Consider the following 21,701-nt stretch of genomic DNA (forward strand, 5'->3'; position numbering starts at 1 on the left):
TCACGACGCCCCCAAGGGGCCGCTCTCCAGCGGCAGTTCACCTCGTACGGGCGTCGCTCACGGTTGCGGGTCAGCGCCGGATTCTCACCGGCTTCCCTCGATCGGAGGCGATGTACGCCTCTCACTCTAGCCTCGCCCTCCGGCGGTCTTCCCCGGGCGGATGCCCGGGCGGCCGGGAACCGGCGCGGGGCATCGGGGCGTTGGGCCCGTCCCCGCGGCCGGGCAGCAGGGCAGCCCCTACACCTGGTGCGGGCGGACACCGGAGCAGTGCGTGGAGAGTTGTTCAACGATCGGCCAGGGTGGTCGCTGCAAAATTCCCCGTGAGGGTCACGGGCCGCAGGTCACGAGCCGGGTCCGCCGCTGAAGGCCGGCCGGGCGTCGTCTCAGCCGCGCTGCTCCGGATAGGCCTCGATGACCTGGCGCCGCGAGTCCTCCAGGTAGAAGCCGAGCATTCGTTCCGCGCCCTCGGCGTCCCCGTCCTCGAGGGTGGTGAGGATCTCGCGGTTGCGGGAGAGGTAGGGCTCGTAGAAGCGGCGCGGGTCGTCCATGACGTGGAACGCCAGCCGCAGCTCCGCCAGCACGCCGCGCATCAGGTCGTCGGTTCGCTCGCTGCCCGCGAGTCCCGCGAGGGCCTGGTGGAAGTGGATGTTGGCGGTGCCGCAGTCGTTCCACTCGTTCCGCTCGGCGGCGCGCTCTCCGTCCGCCACCGCGCCGGCGACCTGCTCCAGCGGGTACGGCGGGTCTTCCAGCCCGCGCACGGCGGCGCACTCGACGAGGTTCCGTACGCGGTAGATGTCCGCGATGTCCGCCGCCGAGAGGACGCGTACGAACGCGCCCTTGTTGAGCCGGTGGACCAGCAGTCTCTCGTGCGTGAGCAGCCGGAACGCCTCCCGCAAGGTGTTGCGAGAGACGCCCAGGGCGTTCCCGATGCGCTCTTCGGAGAGCCGGACCCCGGGTAGGAAGAAACCCTGTGCGATACGTTCACGCAGGATGCCGGCGACCCGCTCGGCCGTGCTGGTGCGGCCCAACAGGGCGCGGTCAGCGGCGAGTTCGGACAGCTCCAGGCCGGAGTCGGTATCGGCGGTCATGGTGATCTTTCTTCAGGGCAGGTGGTCCGCCCCAGTGAAACCTACAAAGCCGTGCGGGACAACAACCCCCTTGCCGTATTGTTCAACAATCCTCTAGGTTGGCTTCGATGATCGACCTCAACGCCGACCTGGGAGAGGGCTTCGGCCGGTGGGAACTCACCGACGACGACGCCCTGCTGAACTCGGTCACCAGCGCCAACATCGCCTGCGGCTTCCATGCCGGCGATCCCCTCACCATGCGCCGCGTCTGCGAGCGGGCCGCGGCCGAGGGGGTGCGGATCGGGGCCCAGGTCTCCTACCGCGACCTGGCCGGATTCGGCCGCCGCAACATGGACGTGCCGGCCGCCGAACTGGCCGCCGAGGTCGCCTATCAGATCGGTGCCCTGGAGATCTTCGCCCGGGCCGCGGGCGCCGCCGTCGCCTACGTCAAGCCGCACGGCGCGCTCTACAACCGCTGCGTGCGCGACACCGAGCAGGCCGCCGCCGTCGTCGAGGGCATACGGATGGCAGGCGCGCCTCTGCCCGTGCTGGGGCTGCCCGGATCCGAACTGCACAGCGCCGCCGCGGCCGTCGGCCTTCCCGTGATCGACGAGGCTTTCGCCGACCGCGGCTACCGCCCCGACGGCACCCTCGTGCCCCGCAGTGAACCCGGCGCCGTCCTCACCGACCCCGAGCAGGTCGTCGCCCGCTCGATCGCCATCGCCGAAGGGAAGGACGTCGCCGCCGTCGACGGCAGGCCGCTGCGTCTGCCCGCCCGCTCCCTCTGCCTGCACGGCGACACCCCGGACGCCGCCCGCCTGGCCCGCCGGATACGCGACGAGCTGACGGACGCCGGGATCACGGTACGGGCGTTCGCGTGAGCGGCGCGGCCACGGCCTTGGGCGGGCACGGGAGCGAGCGTGTGGTCCTCCCCGTCGGGCGTCACGGTCTGCTGATCGAACTGCCCGGGGCGGAGGCGGCCGAGGCGTTCCACGCCGAAGTGCTGCGCCGCCGCTCCGCCGGGCTGCTGCCCGGCGTGACGGAGATCGTGCCGGGCGCCCGCACCGTACTGCTGGACGGGCTGGCCGAACCGCGGCGCCTCGCGGCGGAGGTGGGGGAGTGGGAGGTCCCGCCGCTCGAGCGCGGCAGCGAGTCAGCCGTGGAGATCACCATCCGCTACGACGGGCCGGACCTGGCGGATGTCGCCGGCATGTGGGGCGTCGCCCCCGAGGAGGTCGGGCGGCTGCACGCCGCCACCTCCTTCCGCGTCGCCTTCTGCGGCTTCGCGCCAGGATTCGGCTACCTCACCGGACTGCCCGAGGAGTACCACGTGCCGCGCCGGTCCGATCCCCGTACGAAGGTCCCGGCGGGCTCGGTCGGGCTGGCCGGCCCGTACACCGGCGTCTATCCACGCTCCTCGCCCGGCGGCTGGCAACTGATCGGCACAGCCGTGGGAACCGTGCTGTGGGACGCCGCACGTGAGCCCGCGGCGCTCTTCGCACCCGGCACCCGTGTCCGTTTCGTCCCGGAGGGCGGAACGGAATGACGGACCCAGCCGACTCCACCGGCTCCGGCTCCAGCTCCGGTTCCACCGGCTCCACCGGCTCCACCGGTTCCGCCGGCCGCGCCCGGGCACGGGCCGCCGCCGAGCTCCACGCCGTACGGGCCGGGGCGCTGACCACCGTCCAGGACCTGGGGCGGCCGGGCCACGCACATCTGGGCGTGCCCCGTTCGGGAGCGCTGGACGAGCCCGCTCACCGGCTCGCCAACCGGCTTCTGGGCAACCCGGAGAACGCCGCCACCCTGGAGACCACGCTCGACGGCTGCGCGGTGCTCGTCACCGCGGGCGGTCAGGGCCGCTCAGGCCCTCCGCCCGCAGATCCGAAGGTCACGGCCGGCGGGGAGACTTCACGGGGTCCCGTCACCGAGGCAGTGGTCACGGGCGCCCCCTGCGCGGTCACCGTGGACGGGCGGCCCGCGCCGTGGGGCGTCCCCTTCCGGCTGGCCGCGGGAGCCGTGCTGGACGTCGGGCCCGCCGAACGGGGGCTGCGCAGCTACATCGCCTTCTCCGGCGGCGTCGACGCCGAGCCGGTGCTCGGCAGCCGCGCCACCGATCTGCTCTCCGGGCTCGGCCCCGAACCGCTGCGCGACGGTGCCCGGCTGCCGCTGGGTGCCACCTCCGCAGCCGGGCCGCGTCATGGGGCCGCCATCGACACCGCGCCCTGGGCCGGTCCGCCCGGCGAACTGGTGCTGCCCGTGGTCCCGGGGCCGCGTGCCGACTGGTTCACCGGCGAGGCGCTGCGCACCCTCCTCACCGGCGGCTACCGCGTCTCCTCCGCCAGCAACCGCATAGGCCTTCGCCTCGAAGGGCCGGTGCTGGAGCGGGCGCGCGAGGGTGAACTCCCCAGCGAGGGCATCGCGTTGGGCGCCCTCCAGGTGCCTCCGGAAGGGCGGCCGGTCGTCTTCCTCGCCGACCACCCCGTCACGGGCGGTTATCCGGTGATCGGCGTCGTACCGCAGGAGGCCCTGGCCGCCGTGGCTCAGGCGGTGCCGGGCACGCCCGTGCGCTTCACCCCCGTCTCGGGGTGACGTCTACGGGGCGACGAACTCACGGGGCGACGCGGGAAGCCCTCGACGGGGAACGTCGGGTCCGGTCCGGTGAACTGGCCCCGCCCCGGGCCGAGGCGGGCCGTCCTGGCGTCATCCGGCGTGCGCACAGCGGGAGTTGGCCAGGCGCCGCGGTCGTGCGGCGCCGTGGACACCCGCACCGGTGACCCCGTGCCGCGCCGAGGGCACACCCGCACCAGTGACCCCGACCCGCACCGCTCGGGCCGGTCCCGCCCGTGCGAACGGACGGCGAACCCCCGCACGCATGGCCCGTTTCGCCACGTGTGCCCTCTTCCGTCGTGAAACGGGCCTCGCGTACGCCACGCCCGCCGTGGGGAATCAGTGCAGGTGGGGGGCGGGTGGCGCGAATCACCTGCCTCGGCTGCTCCGGATAAGTGACTGGCCGGTAAATTCTTGGTCCGAAGGTTGGCGGGCCCGGCAGGGCCTGTCTTCCCGACGTCCAGGAACAGCGCCGGTGTCTCCGATCCCCTTGGAAGCGCCGTGACGAAGGGGGCCGTGAGTGACCGCAGAGGCCGTACGGGACACCCTGGCCACCGGAGATCGCGGACCCGCCGGGCCCGCGACTCTCCCCGGCACACCCGCCCCTGCGGCGGCCCTCGGCGGCCACGCCGAGAGGCCTCTGCGCATCGCCATGCTGACGTACAAGGGCAATCCGTTCTGCGGCGGCCAGGGCGTCTACGTCCGGCACCTCTCCCGCGAACTGGCCCGGCTGGGCCACACGGTGGAGGTGATCGGCGCCCAGCCCTACCCCGTTCTCGACGAGGGAGTCACCCTCACCGAGCTGCCGAGCCTCGACCTGTACCGGCAGCCGGACCCGTTCCGCACTCCGGGACGGGGGGAGTACCGGGACTGGGTGGACATGCTGGAGGTTGCCACGATGTGGACCGGCGGCTTCCCCGAACCGCTCACCTTCTCCCTGCGTGCGCGGCGCCATCTGGCCGCGCGCCGCGGCGAGTTCGACATCGTGCACGACAACCAGACACTCGGTTACGGACTCCTGGGCGACCTCGGGGCCCCGCTCGTGACGACGGTCCACCACCCCATCACCGTCGACCGTCAGCTGGATCTCGACGCGGCGAGGACCCGCACGGCCCGCGCCTCCGTGCGCCGCTGGTACGGCTTCACGCGCATGCAGAAGCGTGTCGCACGCAGGCTGCCGTCCGTACTGACCGTCTCCGGGTCCTCGCGGCAGGAGATCACCGACCACCTCGGGGTCCGGCAGGATCGCATCCACGTCGTCCACATCGGCGCCGACACCGGCCTGTTCTCGCCGGATCCGTCCGTTCCGCAGGTGCCCGGACGGATCGTGACGACGTCGAGCGCGGACGTGCCGCTCAAGGGCCTGGTGTATCTGATCGAGGCGCTGGCGAAGGTGCGCACCGAAGTCCCCGAGGCGCATCTGGTCGTCGTCGGCAAGCGCCCCGAGGAAGGCCCGGTGGCGGACGCGCTGGCGCGGTTCGGGCTCAGCTCGGCGGTGGAGTTCGTCAAGGGCATCAGCGACGCCGAACTGGCCGGACTGGTGCGGGGAGCACAGGTCGCGTGCGTGCCGTCGCTGTACGAGGGTTTCTCGCTGCCCGCAGCCGAGGCCATGGCGACCGGGACGCCGCTGGTGGCCACGACGGGCGGCGCCATCCCCGAAGTCGCGGGCAAGGACGGCGAGACGTGCCTCGCCGTGGCGCCGGGCGACGCGGGCGCCCTGGCCGCCGCGCTGCGACGGCTGCTGGCCGACGCCGGGCTCCGCGCCCGGCTCGGAGCCGCAGGCCGCGAACGCGTGCTGCGCAACTTCACCTGGGAGCAGGCGGCACGCGGCACCGCCGAGCACTACCGCGCCGCGATCGCCGCGCAGGCCCGCGCGTCCAGAGACGAGAGCGGCTCCGCACGGGCCGCGTGCACGGCCCGCTGATCCCAGCCCCGGCAGCGGCCGGCAGCGCGCCGCACCGGACCCCCCATCTGTCGCCGAACCCGCCGAAAGCAGAGGCAGACCCGTGCTGACCGTCGACTTCTCCCGCTTCCCCCTCGCACCGGGCGACCGCGTGCTCGACCTGGGCTGCGGCGCCGGCCGGCACGCCTTCGAGTGCTACCGGCGCGGAGCGCGCGTCGTCGCGCTGGACCGCAACGCCGAGGAGATCCGCGAGGTCGCCAAGTGGTTCGCGGCGATGGCCGAGGAGGGTGAGGCGCCCGCCGGTGCGACGGCCACCGCCATGGAGGGCGACGCGCTCGCCCTGCCCTTCCCCGACGACAGCTTCGACGTCGTGATCATCTCCGAGGTGATGGAGCACATCCACGACGACAAGGGCGTTCTGGCGGAGATGGTGCGGGTGCTGCGTCCGGGCGGCCGCATCGCCGTGACGGTGCCGCGCTACGGGCCGGAGAAGGTCTGCTGGGCGCTGAGCGACGCGTACCACGAGGTCGAGGGCGGCCACATCCGCATCTACCGCGCGGACGAACTCCTCGGCAGGATGCGCGAGGCAGGTCTCCGCCCGTACGGGACGCACCACGCGCACGGCCTGCACTCGCCGTACTGGTGGCTCAAGTGCGCCTTCGGCGTCGAGCGCGACGGGGACGACGCCGCGCTCCCGGTGCGCGCCTACCACCGCCTGCTGGTCTGGGACATCATGAAGAAGCCCCTGGCGACGCGCCTCGCGGAGAAGGCCCTCGACCCGCTCATCGGCAAGAGCTTCGTGGCGTACGCGACCAAACCGCATCTGCCGGAGGGGATCTCACCCGGTGCCGAGGCCGGGCCCGCCGGTGCGGCCGCCGGGTCCGGGACGGCGGGCGCTGCCCAGGGGCACGCGTGACGACCCCGGGGCGCACCGAACGCCTCGTCCTCGACGGCGTCCTGACCGCCGCGCAGGCCCGGCAGACCGTCAAGGGACTGCTGGCGATCCAGCGTCCGGACGGTGCGATCCCGTGGTTCCGCGGCGGTCACCTCGATCCTTGGGACCACACGGAGTCCGCGATGGCACTCGACGCCGCCGGTGAACACGCGGCCGCCGAGGCCGCCTACCGCTGGCTCGCCGAGCACCAACTGCCGGACGGCTCCTGGTACGCCGCCTACGCCGACGGTGAGGTCCAGGAGCCCAAGGACCGTGCACGGGAGAGCAACTTCTGCGCATACGTCGCTGTCGGCGTCTGGCACCACTATCTCGCGACCCGCGACGAGACCTTCCTCGAGCGGATGTGGCCCGTTGTCGTGGCCGCGGTCGAGTTCGTGCTGCGGCTCCAGCTGCACGGCGGGCAGATCGGGTGGAAGCGCGAGGCCGACGGCACCGCCGTCGGGGAGGCGCTGCTCACCGGTTCCTCCTCCGTGCACCATGCGCTGCGCTGCGCTCTGGCGATGGCCGAGCACCGTGAAGAGCCCCAGCCGGACTGGGAGTTGGCGCTCGGACTGCTGGGTCACGCCGTGCGCCGGCACCCGGAGCGCTTCCTCGACAAGGGCCGCTACTCCATGGACTGGTACTACCCGGTGCTCGGCGGCGCGCTGCGCGGCGAGGAGGCCAGGGCACGCATCGACGAGGGCTGGGATCGCTTCGTCGTGCCCGGCCTCGGCGTTCGGTGCGTGCTGCCGAACCCGTGGGTGACGGGCGGCGAGAGCGCCGAACTGGCCCTGGCGCTCTGGGCGTCGGGGCAGGCGGACCGTGCGCGGCGGATCCTGGAGTGGGTGCAGCACCTGCGTGCCGAGGACGGCCTCTACTGGACCGGCTATGTCTTCGAGGACGACGCCGTCTGGCCCGAGGAGCTGACCAGCTGGACGGCGGGCTCGCTGCTGCTTGCCGTCGCGGCACTCGGCGGCGACGAGGCGACCGTGCAGGTCTTCGGCGGCGAGCAACTGCCCGAGGGACTGCCGCCGGACTGCTGCTGAGGGCAGGTGCGCCGCGGCCGGGCGGCACGGCCGGGGACGGGGCTGCCGTCACCCGGCGTCCGTCCCCGGCGCCCCCTGACCGTCATCGCGGGTGGTGCTCCGTGCCGCGTGAGCGACCAGCTGCTGCAGATACGCCAGATGGCTCTCGTAGGCCCTTCGGCCTGCACGCGTCAAGGCGGTCCAGGTGCGTACGCGGCTCGAGCCGCGGGGCTTGGTCACCGTCACGTATCCGGCGTCGGCGAGAACCTTCAGGTGCTTGCTCAGCACCGAATCGGCGACCCCCAGGGCGTCCCGTACGGTGCTGAACTCCGCTTCACGGGAAGTGGCCAGAACCGGAGTTTCCATCATGGAAAGTGCCTTGCGCGGGGAGCGGTGCCCGGTCCGCAACGCGAGCGGCCCCTCCTTCCGGGAGCAACCGGGAGGAGGGGCCGCTGTCTTGACGGCTCGGGGCCTCAGCCGCGCTGGATGCCCGAGGTGTCCTGGAGGACACCTCGGCGCCCGTCCTGGGTCTGCGCGATGAGCGCCGGACCACGCTGCTCGACCGCCAAGTACCAGGTGCCGGGAGCCAGTTCGGCAACGGGTTGCGGTGCGCCGTCCTCGCCGAACAGCGGACGCGTGACCGGCACGGCGAACCAGAACGGCTGGAAGTTCGGGTCCGGGGCGCCCCCGCCTGCCGCCGGACCGCCGTGCTGCTGGGGCTGCTGGGGCTGCTGCGCTCCCGGCTGGCCCTGGGCCCCGGGCTGGCCGGGCTGCCCCGGCTGCGGTCCGCCGGGGTAGCCGTAGCCACCCTGCGGCTGGCCGCCGTACGGACCCTGGGCACCCGGCTGAGGCCCGCCCGGGTAGCCGTAGGCGCCCTGCTGCGGCGCCCCGTACGGAGCGGGCTTGGGAGCGGGCAGCAGCGGAGCCTTCAGTGCCGCCGCGGTGGTGCTCAGAGCGCCGACCACGGCGAGAGCGAGGGAGAGGACGAGCGTCAGGTATGCGCCGGCGGTCAGGGGCCACTTCTCGTTGGGGTCGCCCGAGAATCCCGGCTGCTCCAGGTCCGGGAAGATGACAGCGACCACCGACCAGATCCCGGCCCAGCCGACGACCAGGCAGAGCACCATTCCCCACTGGTCCAGAGCGAGCCCCAGCACCTTGCGGCCGTCCGGCAGCAGACGGGCGGCGACGAACAGAGCCGCGGCGACGATGCCGAGCAGGTGCACGGTCGGCAGCATCGGAAGGGTGGAGCGCGACCAGGCGGACACGCTGCAGGAGTCGACGGGGCAGTCGCCGTCGAACTCGAAGAACGGGAAGAAGGAAGCGATCAGCAGCAGCAACGCTGCCCCGATCACCGCGCCATCGCCTCGTGTGAGCGAGCGGATGTTCACTTAGCGTCCTTAGTAGGTTTCATACGGTCTGTGGTCTCTGCCGGGGTAGGGCCCCATCGTACGGATGGGTCCAGGGGCCGTACCGGCGGGGCGACTTCACTCCCGGGGGCGCCCTCAGCGCTTCTCGGCGAGGTAGTCCCCGATGCCTTTCACCACTCCGCGAGCGGCGCGATCACGCCATTTCCGGTCGGTCAGTTGGGCGGCGTCCCGCGGATCACGCATGTTGCCGCACTCCAGGAAGACCTTGGGCACGCGGGTGAGGTTGAGCCCGCCCAGGTCGCCGCGTGTGTCCGTGCCGTCACCGTCCCCCGCGTAGGAGGCGGGCTTCGATCCGGTGTACTCACGGAAGGCGTCGGCCAGTTCGTTGCCCAGGTTGCGCGAGGGCCCGGTCACCGCCCTGGTGTCGGCGCGTCCCTCCTTCACCGACTCCGGAAGGATCACATGGAATCCGCGTTCACCGGCCGGTGCCCCGTCGGCGTGCAGCGAGACGACCGCGTCGGCGTCCGCGCGGTTGCCCGCGCCGGCACGGGCGTCCACGCACGGCCCCCACGGCCTGCGCCCGTCGTGCGTCAGCTTCACCGTCGCCCCCTGCGAGCGCAGTCCGGCCCTTACTCGGCGGGCGAGGTCGAGTGTGAACTTCGCCTCGGAATAGCCGGATGCGGTGGCCGTCCCGGTGGTGTCGCACTCCTTGCGGCCGGTGCCGATGCTGACGCTGCGGTTGATCTCGGCCGCGTGGTAGCGGTTGTTGGGATTGTGGCCGGGGTCGATCACGACCGTCATGCCCTTCAGCGGTTTCCCGCTGTCCGCCCCCGAACCGCCTCCGCCGCCCGGACCGCCGCCCGGCAGGGCCGATGCGTCACGCGACTGTGAATCCTCCGGCAGCGGCATCAGCGTCGGCGCGGGACGTCCAGCCCCCGCCGCACCGCCGGCGGACTGCCAGATCAGCCAGCCCGCGAAGCACGTCGGAGCCAGCACGCCGAGCGTGACCAGCAGACGCATTCCCGTCCGGCTGGACCGCCGCTGCTCCGGAGACCACTGGGTGTCCGGCTCGGCGCCGGAATCGGGACGGTACGGATCGGGCGGGATCGGGCTTCCGTTCGACACGTCCTGGATGCTAGCCGCCCCGTCACAGCGCCGGACCGGTACGTCGAAGAACTCTCAGTGACCTCGTCACCGAAATCTCCCTGAACGCACCGGAATCGAGCGCACGCCTGTAGATGCGGTACGGGGCCTGGCCGCCGTCGGCCGGATCGGGGAAGACGTCGTGCACCACCAGCAGCCCGTCCCGCGCGAGATGCGGCACCCAGCCCTCGTAGTCGGCCGTTGCGTGCTCGTCCGTATGACCGCCGTCGATGAAGACGAGGCCCAGCGGACGTCCCCACAGCGCGGCGGCGCGCGGTGAGCGCCCGACGACGGCGACGACGTGCTCCTCCAGCCCCGCCGCGCGCAGCGTGCGGCGGAAGACGGGCACCGTGTCCATCAGCCCGGTGTGCGGATCGACGACGTCCGGGTCGTGGTACTCCCAGCCCGGCTGCTGCTCCTCGCTGCCGCGGTGGTGGTCGACGGTGACGGCCGTGACGCCCGCGTCCCGAGCGGCGTCGGCGAGGAGGAGGGTCGAGCGCCCGCAGTAGGTGCCGACCTCCAGCAGCGGCAGGCCGAGCCGCGCGGCCTCGACGGCGGCCGCATACAGGGCCAGCCCCTCGTCGGCGGGCATGAAGCCCTTCGCCGCCTCGAACGCGGCGAACGTCTCCGGGGCCGGACGCGGTGCCGGAGACCGAGACGAAGACCGTGCCGACGACGGGGCCGACGACGGGGCCGGAGACTCCGGCGCGCGCTCCGCTTTCGGCTGCGGTCGCGACTCCTGGGCGGGCTGGCTCATCGGGCTCCTTCGGCGGCGTGGTCCGGCGGTTCATGCTGCCTCACGGTGCCCGTCCGCTCCCGCGCGGGCCCTTCGCGCCGGGGCCCTGTGACCAGCCCGGCAGATGACGGAAGTCTGACGGTGACCGCCGGGCACTGGCGCCGCGCGGGCCGCAGTGCTCGAATCGTCGTGTGGAGACAGCCGATTCAGCCCACGCCGCAGAGACCGACGGCACCTCCGGCAGAGCCGGTGCCGGGACGCCCGGTCCGGCCGGGCCGACCGCCGACGGAGAGGGCTCTCCCGTCGGGCGGCGCCTGGTGCTCGGCATGCTCGGGCTGGGCGCCGCGGGGCTGGCCGCCGCCCCCTACGTGCAGCGCGGCACCGAGAGCGTTCTGAGTGCCGTCTCCGGCAAGGACCCGACCGGCGTCACCGGTCTGCTCCCCAACGGAGGGGGATTCCGCTACTACTCCGTGGCCGCGTCCGTTCCGCGCCGCGGGACCCGCGACTACGGGCTCACGGTCGGCGGCCTCGTCGAACGCCGCGCCCGCCACAGCCTCGGCGAGCTGCGCGCGATGCCGCAGCGGCGCATCGTGCGCGACGTGCAGTGCGTGACGGGCTGGCGCGTGCCCAGCACCCCCTTCGAAGGAGTGCCGCTCTCCCACATCCTCGACCTGGCCGGTGTGCGTCCCGAGGCCACCGCCGTCCGCTTCACCTGCTTCGACGGCATCTACAGCGAGAGCCTCACGCTCGAACAGGCCCGGCGCGACGACGTGCTGGTCGCGCTGAGCATGCAGGACGAGCCCGTCAGCCACCAACACGGCGGCCCCGTACGGCTGTACGTCGCGCCGATGTACTTCTACAAGTCGGCGAAGTGGCTCTCCGGCATCGAGCTCACCCGCGAAGTGGAGCCCGGTTACTGGGAGAAGCGGGGCTACGACATCGACGGCTGGGTCGGCAGATCGAACGGACGTGATGATGCTCCGACAGCCGCCTGACCCGCACGCTCCCGCCGCACGGCCGGAGAGCGCCACGACCCCGACGGAACACCCGGTGGAGGGTGCTGAAGCGCGAACCTCCGCAAAGGTCGCCACTACCGACGTGCTGCGTTTCACCAGGGCCGTGCGCTGGTGCCATCGCGCCACGGCCGTGCTGATGGCGCTCTGCGTGGGCACCGCCCTGTGCCTCTACGTACCGGGGCTCGCCCAACTGGCCGGGCGCCGCGCCCTCATGGTCACCGTCCACGAGTGGTCCGGGCTGCTGCTGCCCGCACCGCTCCTGCTCGGGCTGGCCTCGCGCGCGCTCCGCGCCGATCTGCGCCTCCTCAACCGCTTCGGGCCTCACGACCGGCGATGGCTGCGGCGGGCCCGCCGCGCCCGCAGGCCGTATCCGCCACTGGGTGAGGACTGGGGCCGGGACGCGGGCAAGTTCAACGCCGGGCAGAAGGTCTTCGCCGCCTGGATCGCGGGCGCCGTGCTGGTGATGGCCGGGACCGGGCTGCTCATGTGGTTCACCGGGCTCACCCCGCTGGTGTGGCGTACGAGCGCGACGTTCGTGCACGACTGGCTCGCCCTGGCCGTCGGTGCCGTACTCGCCGCGCACGTCGGGATGGCAATGGCACACCCCGAGGCGCGCCGCGCCATGCGCACCGGCAGGGCCGACCGCGCGTGGGCGCGCCGCGAACACGCGCTCTGGGAGCCTGCTCAGGAGGACGGGCACGAGCACTCGCGGCGAGGCGAATGACGAAGGGACGCGGGGCAAGCGGGCGGCTCCGCATGCGGTGACAGCGGCCGCCGAGGCCGGTGTCCGAGGTCCGTTCCTGTCCTGAACGCCCGGATATCCAGTGGGCGCCGAGGAGACCGGCTGCGAGCATGACGGGCGTGACAGACAAGGCTTCCTCCGTCCCCGGTCCCGACGCCGCCGCTTCCGGCACTCCCGTGCGCCTGTGGGTCGTCGTGCTCGCCGCCTGCGCCGGGCAGTTCCTCGTGGTGCTCGACGTCTCGGTGGTCAACGTCGCGCTGCCGTCGATGCGGACCGACCTCGGCCTGGACGCGGCCGGTCTCCAGTGGGTCCTCAACGGCTACACCCTGGCCTTCGCCGGGCTGATGCTCCTGGGCGGACGGGCCGCCGACATCTACGGCCGGAAGCGGACGTTCCTGGTGGGGCTCGCGCTGTTCACGGCGGCCAGCCTTCTCGGGGGCCTGGCGCAGCAGCCGTGGCATTTGCTGGCGGCCCGGATAGTGCAGGGCACGGGAGCGGCCGTACTGGCACCGGCGACGCTGACGATCCTCACCACCGCGTTTCCGCCCGGCCGCGCCCGTACGCGCGCCATCGCCACTTGGAGCGCCGTCGGCGCGGGAGGGGGAGCGGCAGGCGGCCTGGTGGGCGGAGTGCTCACCGATGCGCTCTCGTGGCGCTGGGTGCTCCTGATCAACGTTCCCGTGGGGGCGTTGGTGCTGCTGGCCGCCGCGGTGTGGGTCTCCGAGGGACGGGACGCGAGCGCCCGCCGCCGCCTCGACGTCCCGGGTGCGCTGCTGGTCACCCTGGGACTGGGGGTGCTGGCCTGGGGGATCGTACGGACGGAGGCCGTGGGGTGGACGGCGCCCTCGGTGCTGTGGCCGCTCGTGGCCGGGCCCGCGCTGCTGCTGGTGTTCGTGGCGGTAGAGGCGCGTACGCAGGATCCGCTGGTGCCGCTGCACCTCTTCCGCAGCAGAGCCGTCTCGGCGGCGAACGCGGCGATGTTCGTGTGCGGGGGCGCCCTGTTCTGCATGTGGTACTTCATGACGCTCTACATGCAGAACGTGCTGCACTACACGCCGCTCCAGGCCGGGCTCGGCTTCATCCCGCAGTCGCTGAGCATCGTGCTGGGATCCAAGGCGGCGCCACGGCTGATGGTGCGGTTCGGGGCACGGAACGTCGCGCTGGCGGGTGTCGTGCTGGCAGGCGCCGGCTGCCTTTGGCAGAGCGGCATGTACGCCGGCGGCGGTTTTCTGCTGACGGTGACCGGCCCCGGCGTGCTGATGGCTCTCGGCGGGGGACTGGCGGGGACGCCACTGGCATCGGTGGCCATGTCCGGGGCGCCGCACGGGGACGCCGGGCTGGTGTCAGGCCTGTTCAACACCGCACGGACGATGGGCGGTTCGCTGGGGCTCGCGGTCTTCTCCACGATCGCCGCGGCTCGCATCGGGGACGGCACCGGCCCCGAGATCCTCGCCTCCGGCTACGGGCTGGCCTTCCGCAGCGCCGCCGCCGTCCTCGTGCTGTGCGCGGCGCTGGTGCTGTTCGTCCTCCCGCGACCGGACCGTGAGAGCACGCACGGGGACGGCGAGGACGGTCCGGCCGCCGGCACCGTCCCGCCGGAGCCGCTGACCTCCGGCACGGGGAATCCCGGGCCGAAGGTCAGCGGGGAGAGCTGACCGGCGCAACGGCGCCTTCGGCGCGACGAGATCCTCGACGGACGCGACGACACCCTCGACGGAACGCAAGGCCCGCGGATCGGCTGAACAGTGTCGGGCGGCCGAACCGCCGTGCGGGGGACGGCGGTTCGGCAGACGGTTCGGCCACGACCCTGCTGCATGCCCGCGGCCCGTGACCTGCACAGCCCGCTCACGGTTTGCGGCCGACACCCCCGTAGGCAGCCGCGTCGGGCGCGTCGTCCCCACTCACGTCGGGACGCCAGTGATTGATGCGCACCACGCCGGGCGGTACCAGCTCCAGCCCGTCGTAGTAGGCACGGATCTGATCCGGAGAGCGCAGGACGTAGGGCACGGCGCCGGAGTCGTTGTAGTCGTCCTGCGCGGCGTTGGTGTCCGGGTTCTCGTCGATGCCGTCGTTGTGGGAGAGGTAACTCCCTGACGGCAGCTGCGACATGAGGCTGCGGATGATCCCGCAGGCCTCCGCGTGGCTGCCGATGTGGCCCAGCACTCCGCTGAGGATGAGCGCGACCGGCTGCGACAGGTCGAGGGTCTCGCGCGCACCCGCCATCACCGCCTCCGGATCCCGCAGATCGGCCTCGATGTAGGCCGTCTCCCCCTCGGGGGAGCTGGTGAGCAGCGCATTCGCATGGACGAGGACGAGCGGGTCGTTGTCGACATAGACGATGCGGGCGTCCGGCGCCTCCCGCTGCGCGACCTCATGTGTGTTGTCGACGGTGGGCAGGCCCGTACCGACGTCGAGAAACTGGCGGACGCCGGCCTCGGCCGCCAGGTACCGGATGGTGCGGACGAGGAAGTAGCGGGAGGCGCGGGCGAGTTCGTCGATGCCCGGGAACGCCTGACGGTACTGCTCGCCGGCCTCGCGGTCGGCCGCGTAGTTGTCCTTGCCGCCGAGCCAGTAGTTCCAGATGCGTGCCGAGTGCGGAACGCTCGTGTCGATCTCACCGCTGCCGTTGCCGACGGTCCTCTGCGGATCCATGACTGCCCCCTCCAGAAGCGCGTGGTGCGAGCCGGCTTCCCGGACTCCCCCCGGACACCGCAGTCTTCACCTCACGGCCGCGGTTGTGTAGATGCCCCCTGCGGTTCCGCCGGGCGGGGCGGTCGGGGCAGGTGGTTATCCTCCCGGGGAGAGGAGCTGAAGTCATGCCGATCGACGTCGAGCGGGCGCTGTCCGCCGAGCCCGTCAGCACCCGGATCACCTGGGGCCACAAGGATGTTCAGCTGTATCACCTGGGGCTCGGTGCGGGCGTGCCCGCGACCGATCTGCGGGAGTTGCGCTACACGCTGGAGAGCCGGCTGCACGTCCTGCCCAGCTTCGCCACAGTGGCGGGCGGCGGGATGGGCGTCGTGGGCGCGCTGTCCGCGCCCGGCATCGACGTGGATCTCGCAGCCGTGCTGCACGGCGGGCAGAGGGTCGAGACGCACAGGCCCGTTCCGGTCGGCGGCAGCGCGACGCAGACCTCGTCGGTCGCGGCCGTGTACGACAAGGGCAAGGCCGCCGTCATCGTGCTGCGTTCCGAAGCGGCCGACGAGGACGGCCCGTTGTGGACGTCGGAGGCCCAGATGTTCGTGAAGGGCGAGGGCGGCTTCGGCGGCGACCGCGGCCCCTCGTCCGGATCCGGAACGCCGGAGCGGGCCCCGGACCGCGAGGTGCGCCGCTCCGTGCGGGAGGACCAGGCACTCCTGTACCGGCTCTCCGGCGACTGGAATCCCCTGCACGCCGACCCGGATTTCGCGGCGCTGGCCGGCTTCGACAGGCCGATCCTGCACGGTCTGTGCTCGTACGGGATGGTGCTCAAGGCCGTGGTCGACACCGTGCTCGGCGGGGACGTGACGCGCGTGCGGAGCTACAGCACGCGCTTCGCCGGGATCGTCTTCCCCGGGGAGACGCTGCGCGTGCGGATGTGGACGGAATCGGACGGGGGAAACGGCGGGGACGGGGGCGGAGACCCGAAGGGTGCGGGCGGCGCCGGCCGGGTGCTGCTGTCCGTGACCGCCGTCGAACGGGATGACGCCCCCGTGCTGACCGACGCGGTCGTCGCACACTCCTGACGCCTCGGGGCCCTCGGCCCCGCCAGCCTTCGGGGGCCGAAGCGCGAACCATCCCGCCAGAAGGGGGCGTTCGCACTTCCGGCTTCTGACCGCTTCTCAGGTCTGCCTGAGTTACTCCGACTCTCTGCCTGAGTTACTCCGACTCGCGCTGCTGAGGCGGACGCCGGTGCCGGCCCTGCGCGCGCTGCCCGGACTCCTCAGCCCCGGCAGCCTTCCCTCTGTGCCTGCCTGAGCCGCCGTTCGACGCCTGACTGCTGTGCGTATCGGTCCCGGTCTCGGTCTCGGACATCGCGGGGCAACTCCGTGGATCACTCTGCTGCTTGATACCCGACCAGGCTCTCACGACAGGTACCCGGCCTGATCATGCCGTCCTCGCGCGGACGGCCGCATCGTGCAGAGCCGTGGCGAGCGGGGCGTCCTGGAGCGGCACCGGCCTGCGTCCGGCGCATGTCTGGGCGACGGCGAGGGACGGGGGCGGAGCGTGAGATGGCGAGGGACCGTCAACTGCTTGCTGTGCAGCGCCAGTTGATTGTTCGTCCGCAGATCTTGCCGCTCCCGCGTCCTGCGCGGCGGGCATCTGCGCCGGCAGCCGCGGAACCTCCGCCGGCATCGCTCCCGGCGGTACGAGGGCTGCCGTTCCCGCCGGTTCCACCGGCGGCAACGCCCTTGCGGAAGCCTCCTGTTCGAGCTGCGGTGCGAGCAGGGGTGAGCCGGTGCCGTCCGCCGGGTTGCCGGTTGCTGGGGGATCGGCCGCCGGGTGACCGGCCGAGGGGACGTCGCCCGTCGTGACGGAACGGGAGCCGTCCCGGGACGAGCCGGCCGGCCCTTCGAGGCCGTCTTCGCCGGCCTCGCGCCGCGCCTGCTCGGAGGCCGTACCGGCGCCGTGGCCCGCATCCGTACCCTCGCCGGCACGGCGGGTATCGGCATCCGCGGGGCCGTGACCGGGACCGAGAGCGCGTCGTGCGACGGTACCCGCCGTCAGGGCCGCCCTCGTGTTCGCGCCCGCGCCCGGGCGCTCGCCCGTACTCGTCCCGGCAGCCGTCGTCCCTGCCTCGACGTCCGGGCTCTTGCCCCGCATCCGCAGCCGTGCCAGCCCGCACGGCGCATGCGCCGTCGCGCAGGGCAGCCGCAGTTCGCCCTCGCGTGTCCACACTCCCTTGCCCGGCAGCCAGCCGCCGGGAGCACGGAAGCGCCGCAACTCCTTCTGCATCGGACGCCATACGCCCAGCCACGCACCGCCGGCGCGCGCACCCGTGGTCTGCCCGTGCAGCGCCACCGCACAGCTCTCCGGGAGCAGCATCTGCCCCGGCTGCACGGCGAAGGGCGTCAGCAGCGCGTCCTCGGGGTGCAGCGATTCCGGGAAGCGCACCGGGCGGTGGGAGCCCAACACCCCCCAGCCCAGGCGGAATTCGCCGGGCGCGTCGGAACGGACGATGAGCAGGCCGCTGTCGGTGTCGGCCAGCAGCAGCCGGTCGTCGCTCTCGTCGGTGATCTGCAGCAGCGGGCTGACCTCGCCCCCGCGGCCCAGGTCGATGGCGACGGTCTTCGTGCGGCCGCTCCCTGCCGTGTCCGTACGGTCGATGGCGAGCAGCCTGCCCTCGCGGTCGAGCCAGGCACCGCCCCCGCAGCGGCCCGGCACGTCGGCGATCAACTGCGGCACTCCGTCGCCGCTGCCCGCCACCAGCCATACGCCCGTGGAGCGTTCACCGGCGGTGAGCGCGTACGCGCGGCGCCCGCACGGGGCCGGCGGCAGCAGTGTGAGCCGCTCCGACTCGACCGAGCCCAGGGCGAGTTCGCCGGTGCTCGGCCCCGTCGGGTAGAGAAGCGCGAGCCTGTGTACGCCGCCTTCGCGGCGGGCGATCAGGACCCTTCCGTCGGTCAGCGGCAGCACCTGGCTGTCGGGCTCCTCGGGGCGGGCCCCGGGCAGCGGGACCGCGTACGGCTCCGGGCCGTCGAGAGTCCAACGCTCGGGGAACCAGCCTTCCTCCGCGGACGCGTTGAGCCGGGCCGCATAGGCGCCGTCGGCTGCGATCGTGAACGTGGAGTGCCTTGCCGTCCGGCTGTCCGCAGCGATGGCCTCGGGGGCACAGGCAGTCATGGGTCGATCACCTCCAGTGAGGAACTTAGGTCTCGTACTGCCGCCCGAACAATGCGAGTTCGGACCCTTCACGCGGATGAGTGGCGGATGTGCGAATTGCCTGCGCGAGCCTGTGCGCGTGTGCTGCGGACGTTGCAAGGCCCGGTCGCCAACAGGCCGCTCCACCAGGAGTGCGCGCCCACGTCAGCCGCCGGACAGGAGCCGCGGAACGGGCGGAACAGGCGGAACAGGCGGGCGGACGGAGGAGCACGGAAGCGCTCCGGAAGCCCCCGCATCGTCCGTGCGCGGGTGGCGTCCCCCGGTGGGGCGGTGACCGGACGGGCCGGCCGGGCCGGAAGGTAGCCTTTCACCCGTGCCAGCACTCTCCGAAGTCATCGCCGCGCTCGACGCCCTCTGGCCGCGCGAGCGGGCCGAGCAGTGGGACGCCGTCGGCACCGTCTGCGGCGACGTGGGCAACCCGGAGGTCCTGGTGGACCGGGTGCTCTTCGCCGTCGACCCCGTCCAGGAGATCGCCGACGAGGCCGTGGCGCTCGGTGCCCAACTGCTGGTCACGCACCACCCGCTGTATCTGCGGGGCACGACGACCGTCGCGGCCGACACCTTCAAGGGCCGCGTCGTCCACACGCTGATCCGGCACGGCGTCGCCCTGCACGTCGCGCACACCAACGCCGACACCGCGGACCCCGGAGTCTCGGACGCCCTCGCCGGCGCGCTCGACCTGCACGTCCTGCGGCCCCTGGTGCCGGACGCCTCCGACCCGCGGGGCCGCCGCGGACTCGGCCGCATCTGCGAACCGCCCCGCCCCATGCGGCTGTCGGAGCTCGCGGAGTGGGCGGCGCAACGGCTGCCCGTCACCGCGCAGGGCATCCGTGCGGCCGGCGACCCGGACCGTACGATCCGGACCCTCGCGGTCTGCGGAGGTTCGGGCGACGGATTGTTCGCCGAGGTGCGCGCGGCCGGCGTCGACGCGTACCTGACGGCCGACCTGCGCCACCACCCCGCCTCCGAGGCCCGCGAGCACTCGCCGCTCGCGCTGCTGGACGCCGCGCACTTCGCCACCGAGTGGCCGTGGTGCGAGCAGGCGGCGGCACAGCTCGACGAGGTCTCCGACCGGCACGGCTGGGGCCTGCGCACGCATGTCTCGCGTACGGTCACCGACCCCTGGACCGCGCACGCCGCGTCGCACGGGGCCTTCGCCCACGGCGCCGCGCCCGGCGGCCCCTCCGAATCCGACCGCAGCGCCATCGACGACATCACCTCGGGAGCCCCCAACTGAACGCCGCGCCCGCCGACCAGATCCGACTGCTGGACGTCCAGGCATTGGACACACGCCTGACGCAGCTCGCACACAAGCGCAAGAACCTGCCCGAGCACGAGGAGATCCAGTCGCTGGAGGCGGACCTCGCCCAGCTCCGCGATCTGCTCGTCGCCTCCCGTACTGAGGAGAGCGACACCGCCCGCGAGCAGACGAAGGCCGAATCGGACGTCGACCAGGTGCGCCAGCGCTCGGCGCGGGACCAGAAGCGGCTCGACTCCGGCCAGGTCACCAACCCCAAGGACCTGGAGAACCTGCAGAGCGAGATCGCCTCGCTCGCCAAGCGCCAGGGAGACCTGGAGGACGTGGTCCTGGAGGTCATGGAGCGGCACGAGGCCGCCACCGAGCGGGCGGCGGAGCTGGCGCAGCGCGTCGAGGCCGTGCAGGCCAAGGCCGAGGACGCGGTCACCCGGCGCGACGCGGCGCTGGTGGAGATCGACGGCGAGGTGGGGACGGTGAGCGCGGAACGCGAGTCCCTCGCCGGCACGATTCCCGCGGACCTGCTGAAGCTGTACGAGAAGATCCGCGAGCAGCAGGGCGGCGTCGGCGCGGCCAAGCTGTTCCAACGGCGCTGCGAGGGCTGCCGGCTGGAGCTGAACATCACCGAGCTCAACGAGGTGCGCGAGGCTCCGGAGGACGCTGTGCTGCGGTGCGAGAACTGCCGCCGGGTCCTGGTCCGCACGCCCGAGTCCGGTCTGTGATGGCGGCCCGGGGCGGCCGTCGGGGCGCCAGCTTCGTCATCGAGGCCGACGGAGGCTCGCGCGGCAATCCGGGCCCGGCCGGCTACGGCGCGGTCGTACGTGATGCCGTGAGCGGCGAAGTCCTGCGGGAGACGGCCGAGTTCATCGGCAACGCGACCAACAACGTCGCCGAGTACAAGGGGTTGATCGCGGGCCTGCGCGCGGCGCACGAGCTCGACCCGGACGCGTCGGTGCGGGTGCGCATGGACTCCAAGCTCGTCGTGGAGCAGATGTCGGGGCGGTGGAAGATCAAGCACCCCGACATGCGGCCGCTCGCCGCCGAGGCGCAGCGGATCTTCCCGCCGGGCGCGGTGACGGGCTACGAGTGGATTCCGCGCGCCGAGAACGGGCACGCAGACCGGCTCGCCAACGAGGCGATGGACGCGGGCAAGCGGGGCGAGCAGTGGTCGGCCGCCGCGTCGACGGCCGAACTGGACGCGGCGGACGAGGCGTCGCGGCGCGGTGGAACCGGCGGGGCAGGCGGCGCTGCCGGAGCCGGCGACGAGCACATACCGGGGACGGCGCCCGGCAGCACCGGCGCTGCGCCCGCCAGCGGCAGCGCCGCCGGTTCGGAGGTCTCCCAGAGCGGCTGGGGTCCGGACCTCGGGCCTCCCACCACGTTCGTACTGCTGCGGCACGGCGAGACGGCACTCACGCCCGAGAAGCGGTTCTCCGGCAGCGGCGGCACCGACCCCGAGCTCTCCCCGGCCGGCTGGCGCCAGGCGTACGCCGCCGCGGAGGTGCTGGCCGCGCGCGGGACGATCGAGGCCATAGTCACCTCTCCGATGCGCCGCTGCCAGGAGACGGCGTCCGCCGTCGCGGAACGCACCGGGCTGAAGGTCCGCGTCGACGAGGGTCTGCGGGAGGCCGACTTCGGCGCCTGGGAGGGACTCACCTTCGCCGAGGTGCGCGAGCGCTTTCCCGACGACCTCGACAAGTGGCTGGAGTCGACCGAGGCACGTCCGAGCGGCGGCGGAGAGAGCTTCGCGACGGTCGCGGACCGGGTCGCCGTGACGCGGGACCGGCTGCTGGCGCGCCACCCGGGCAGGAAGGTGCTGCTCGTCACCCATGTCACGCCCGTCAAGACGCTCGTGAGGCTGGCACTCGAAGCGCCGCCGGCGGCGCTCTTCCGGATGGAGCTGTCCGCGGCCTGTCTCTCGGCGATCGCCTACTACTCGGACGGCAATGCGTCCCTGCGTCTGCTGAACGACACCTCGCATCTGCGCTGACGGCGCCTCCGGTACGGACCGACCCCCCGGCGAGGCGGCTGTGCGAACCGCCGC

At 72.9% G+C, this 21,701-nt stretch carries 20 protein-coding genes and 1 riboswitch; of the genes, 13 read left to right on the forward strand and 7 right to left on the reverse strand.

Annotated features, from left to right (window positions below; all coding sequences use genetic code 11):
• Window positions 1-14: 14 nt before the first annotated feature.
• Window positions 15-144, reverse strand: a riboswitch (cobalamin riboswitch).
• A 239-nt stretch (window positions 145-383) separates the two neighbouring features.
• Entirely contained in the window at window positions 384-1,088 is a 705-nt protein-coding gene (locus G4Z16_RS24775; RefSeq protein WP_197352865.1) for a GntR family transcriptional regulator, read from the reverse strand.
• A gap of 107 nt (window positions 1,089-1,195) precedes the next feature.
• Between G4Z16_RS24775 and G4Z16_RS24780 the strand changes: the two genes are divergently transcribed.
• The 6 genes from G4Z16_RS24780 to G4Z16_RS24805 all read left to right on the forward strand — a co-directional run bounded on the left by G4Z16_RS24780 (window position 1,196) and on the right by G4Z16_RS24805 (window position 7,557).
• On the forward strand, window positions 1,196-1,948 hold the full coding sequence (locus tag G4Z16_RS24780) for a LamB/YcsF family protein (RefSeq protein ID WP_197352866.1): 753 nt from the start codon (window positions 1,196-1,198) through the stop codon (window positions 1,946-1,948).
• Complete coding sequence (locus G4Z16_RS24785; protein WP_246531043.1) at window positions 1,945-2,613, forward strand: 5-oxoprolinase subunit B family protein; 669 nt, start codon at window positions 1,945-1,947, stop codon at window positions 2,611-2,613. Before G4Z16_RS24780 ends, G4Z16_RS24785 begins: the two co-directional genes overlap by 4 nt.
• Window positions 2,610-3,656 carry a 5-oxoprolinase subunit C family protein gene (locus G4Z16_RS24790; protein WP_197352867.1) on the forward strand — a complete coding sequence of 349 codons (1,047 nt, stop codon included), beginning with the start codon at window positions 2,610-2,612 and terminating at the stop codon, window positions 3,654-3,656. The genes G4Z16_RS24785 and G4Z16_RS24790 overlap by 4 nt, the downstream gene beginning before the upstream one ends.
• 538 nt (window positions 3,657-4,194) lie before the next feature.
• Window positions 4,195-5,598 carry a glycosyltransferase family 4 protein gene (locus G4Z16_RS24795; protein ID WP_246531044.1) on the forward strand — a complete coding sequence of 468 codons (1,404 nt, stop codon included), beginning with the start codon at window positions 4,195-4,197 and terminating at the stop codon, window positions 5,596-5,598.
• Between the two features lie 82 nt (window positions 5,599-5,680).
• Complete coding sequence (locus G4Z16_RS24800) at window positions 5,681-6,493, forward strand: class I SAM-dependent methyltransferase (RefSeq protein WP_197352868.1); 813 nt, start codon at window positions 5,681-5,683, stop codon at window positions 6,491-6,493.
• Window positions 6,490-7,557: a prenyltransferase/squalene oxidase repeat-containing protein gene (locus G4Z16_RS24805; RefSeq protein WP_197352869.1), complete on the forward strand. Its 1,068-nt coding sequence runs from the start codon at window positions 6,490-6,492 to the stop codon at window positions 7,555-7,557. Before G4Z16_RS24800 ends, G4Z16_RS24805 begins: the two co-directional genes overlap by 4 nt.
• A 48-nt stretch (window positions 7,558-7,605) precedes the next feature.
• On the opposite strand, the gene G4Z16_RS24810 is transcribed toward G4Z16_RS24805, so the two are convergent.
• From G4Z16_RS24810 to G4Z16_RS24825, 4 genes are all read right to left on the reverse strand, one after another.
• On the reverse strand, window positions 7,606-7,905 hold the full coding sequence (locus G4Z16_RS24810) for a transcriptional regulator (RefSeq protein ID WP_246531045.1): 300 nt from the start codon (window positions 7,903-7,905) through the stop codon (window positions 7,606-7,608).
• 104 nt (window positions 7,906-8,009) lie between these two features.
• Complete coding sequence (locus tag G4Z16_RS24815; protein ID WP_197352870.1) at window positions 8,010-8,924, reverse strand: hypothetical protein; 915 nt, start codon at window positions 8,922-8,924, stop codon at window positions 8,010-8,012.
• A gap of 114 nt (window positions 8,925-9,038) precedes the next feature.
• On the reverse strand, window positions 9,039-10,028 hold the full coding sequence (locus G4Z16_RS24820; RefSeq protein ID WP_246531046.1) for an N-acetylmuramoyl-L-alanine amidase: 990 nt from the start codon (window positions 10,026-10,028) through the stop codon (window positions 9,039-9,041).
• A 22-nt stretch (window positions 10,029-10,050) separates the two neighbouring features.
• On the reverse strand, window positions 10,051-10,638 hold the full coding sequence (locus G4Z16_RS24825; protein WP_246531047.1) for a class I SAM-dependent methyltransferase: 588 nt from the start codon (window positions 10,636-10,638) through the stop codon (window positions 10,051-10,053).
• 470 nt (window positions 10,639-11,108) lie between these two features.
• Here G4Z16_RS24825 and G4Z16_RS24830 point away from each other — a divergent pair, with 470 nt between their 5' ends.
• From G4Z16_RS24830 to G4Z16_RS24840, 3 genes are all read left to right on the forward strand, one after another.
• A complete protein-coding gene (locus tag G4Z16_RS24830) occupies window positions 11,109-11,777 on the forward strand; it encodes a molybdopterin-dependent oxidoreductase (protein WP_197354887.1) in 669 nt (222 codons plus the stop codon).
• A 55-nt stretch (window positions 11,778-11,832) separates the two neighbouring features.
• The gene (locus tag G4Z16_RS24835) at window positions 11,833-12,522 is read left to right on the forward strand and encodes a cytochrome b/b6 domain-containing protein (protein WP_281393721.1); all 690 of its coding nucleotides are present in this window, start codon (window positions 11,833-11,835) and stop codon (window positions 12,520-12,522) included.
• 128 nt (window positions 12,523-12,650) lie between these two features.
• Window positions 12,651-14,195 carry an MFS transporter gene (locus G4Z16_RS24840; protein ID WP_197352873.1) on the forward strand — a complete coding sequence of 515 codons (1,545 nt, stop codon included), beginning with the start codon at window positions 12,651-12,653 and terminating at the stop codon, window positions 14,193-14,195.
• Window positions 14,196-14,385: 190 nt separating this feature from the next.
• On the opposite strand, the gene G4Z16_RS24845 is transcribed toward G4Z16_RS24840, so the two are convergent.
• Window positions 14,386-15,192 (reverse strand): SAM-dependent methyltransferase, encoded by an 807-nt coding sequence (locus tag G4Z16_RS24845; RefSeq protein WP_197352874.1) that lies wholly within the window; start codon window positions 15,190-15,192, stop codon window positions 14,386-14,388.
• A 164-nt stretch (window positions 15,193-15,356) separates the two neighbouring features.
• Between G4Z16_RS24845 and G4Z16_RS24850 the strand changes: the two genes are divergently transcribed.
• Entirely contained in the window at window positions 15,357-16,265 is a 909-nt protein-coding gene (locus tag G4Z16_RS24850) for a MaoC/PaaZ C-terminal domain-containing protein (RefSeq protein ID WP_197352875.1), read from the forward strand.
• A gap of 361 nt (window positions 16,266-16,626) precedes the next feature.
• Here G4Z16_RS24850 and G4Z16_RS33115 read toward each other — a convergent pair whose 3' ends face one another.
• A complete protein-coding gene (locus tag G4Z16_RS33115) occupies window positions 16,627-18,363 on the reverse strand; it encodes a hypothetical protein (protein WP_197352876.1) in 1,737 nt (578 codons plus the stop codon).
• 352 nt (window positions 18,364-18,715) lie between these two features.
• On the opposite strand from G4Z16_RS33115, the gene G4Z16_RS24860 reads away from it, so the two are divergent.
• From G4Z16_RS24860 to G4Z16_RS24870, 3 genes are read left to right on the forward strand one after another with little or no spacing between them, the layout of a single operon-like run.
• Entirely contained in the window at window positions 18,716-19,639 is a 924-nt protein-coding gene (locus G4Z16_RS24860; RefSeq protein WP_197352877.1) for a Nif3-like dinuclear metal center hexameric protein, read from the forward strand.
• Entirely contained in the window at window positions 19,636-20,379 is a 744-nt protein-coding gene (locus G4Z16_RS24865) for a zinc ribbon domain-containing protein (RefSeq protein ID WP_197354888.1), read from the forward strand. Before G4Z16_RS24860 ends, G4Z16_RS24865 begins: the two co-directional genes overlap by 4 nt.
• Window positions 20,379-21,647 carry a bifunctional RNase H/acid phosphatase gene (locus G4Z16_RS24870; protein WP_197352878.1) on the forward strand — a complete coding sequence of 423 codons (1,269 nt, stop codon included), beginning with the start codon at window positions 20,379-20,381 and terminating at the stop codon, window positions 21,645-21,647. The genes G4Z16_RS24865 and G4Z16_RS24870 overlap by 1 nt, the downstream gene beginning before the upstream one ends.
• The last annotated feature ends 54 nt before the right edge of the window (window positions 21,648-21,701 follow it).

Origin of the sequence: Streptomyces bathyalis, from assembly GCF_015910445.1 — a bacterium.
GTDB classification, from domain to species: domain Bacteria; phylum Actinomycetota; class Actinomycetes; order Streptomycetales; family Streptomycetaceae; genus Streptomyces; species Streptomyces bathyalis.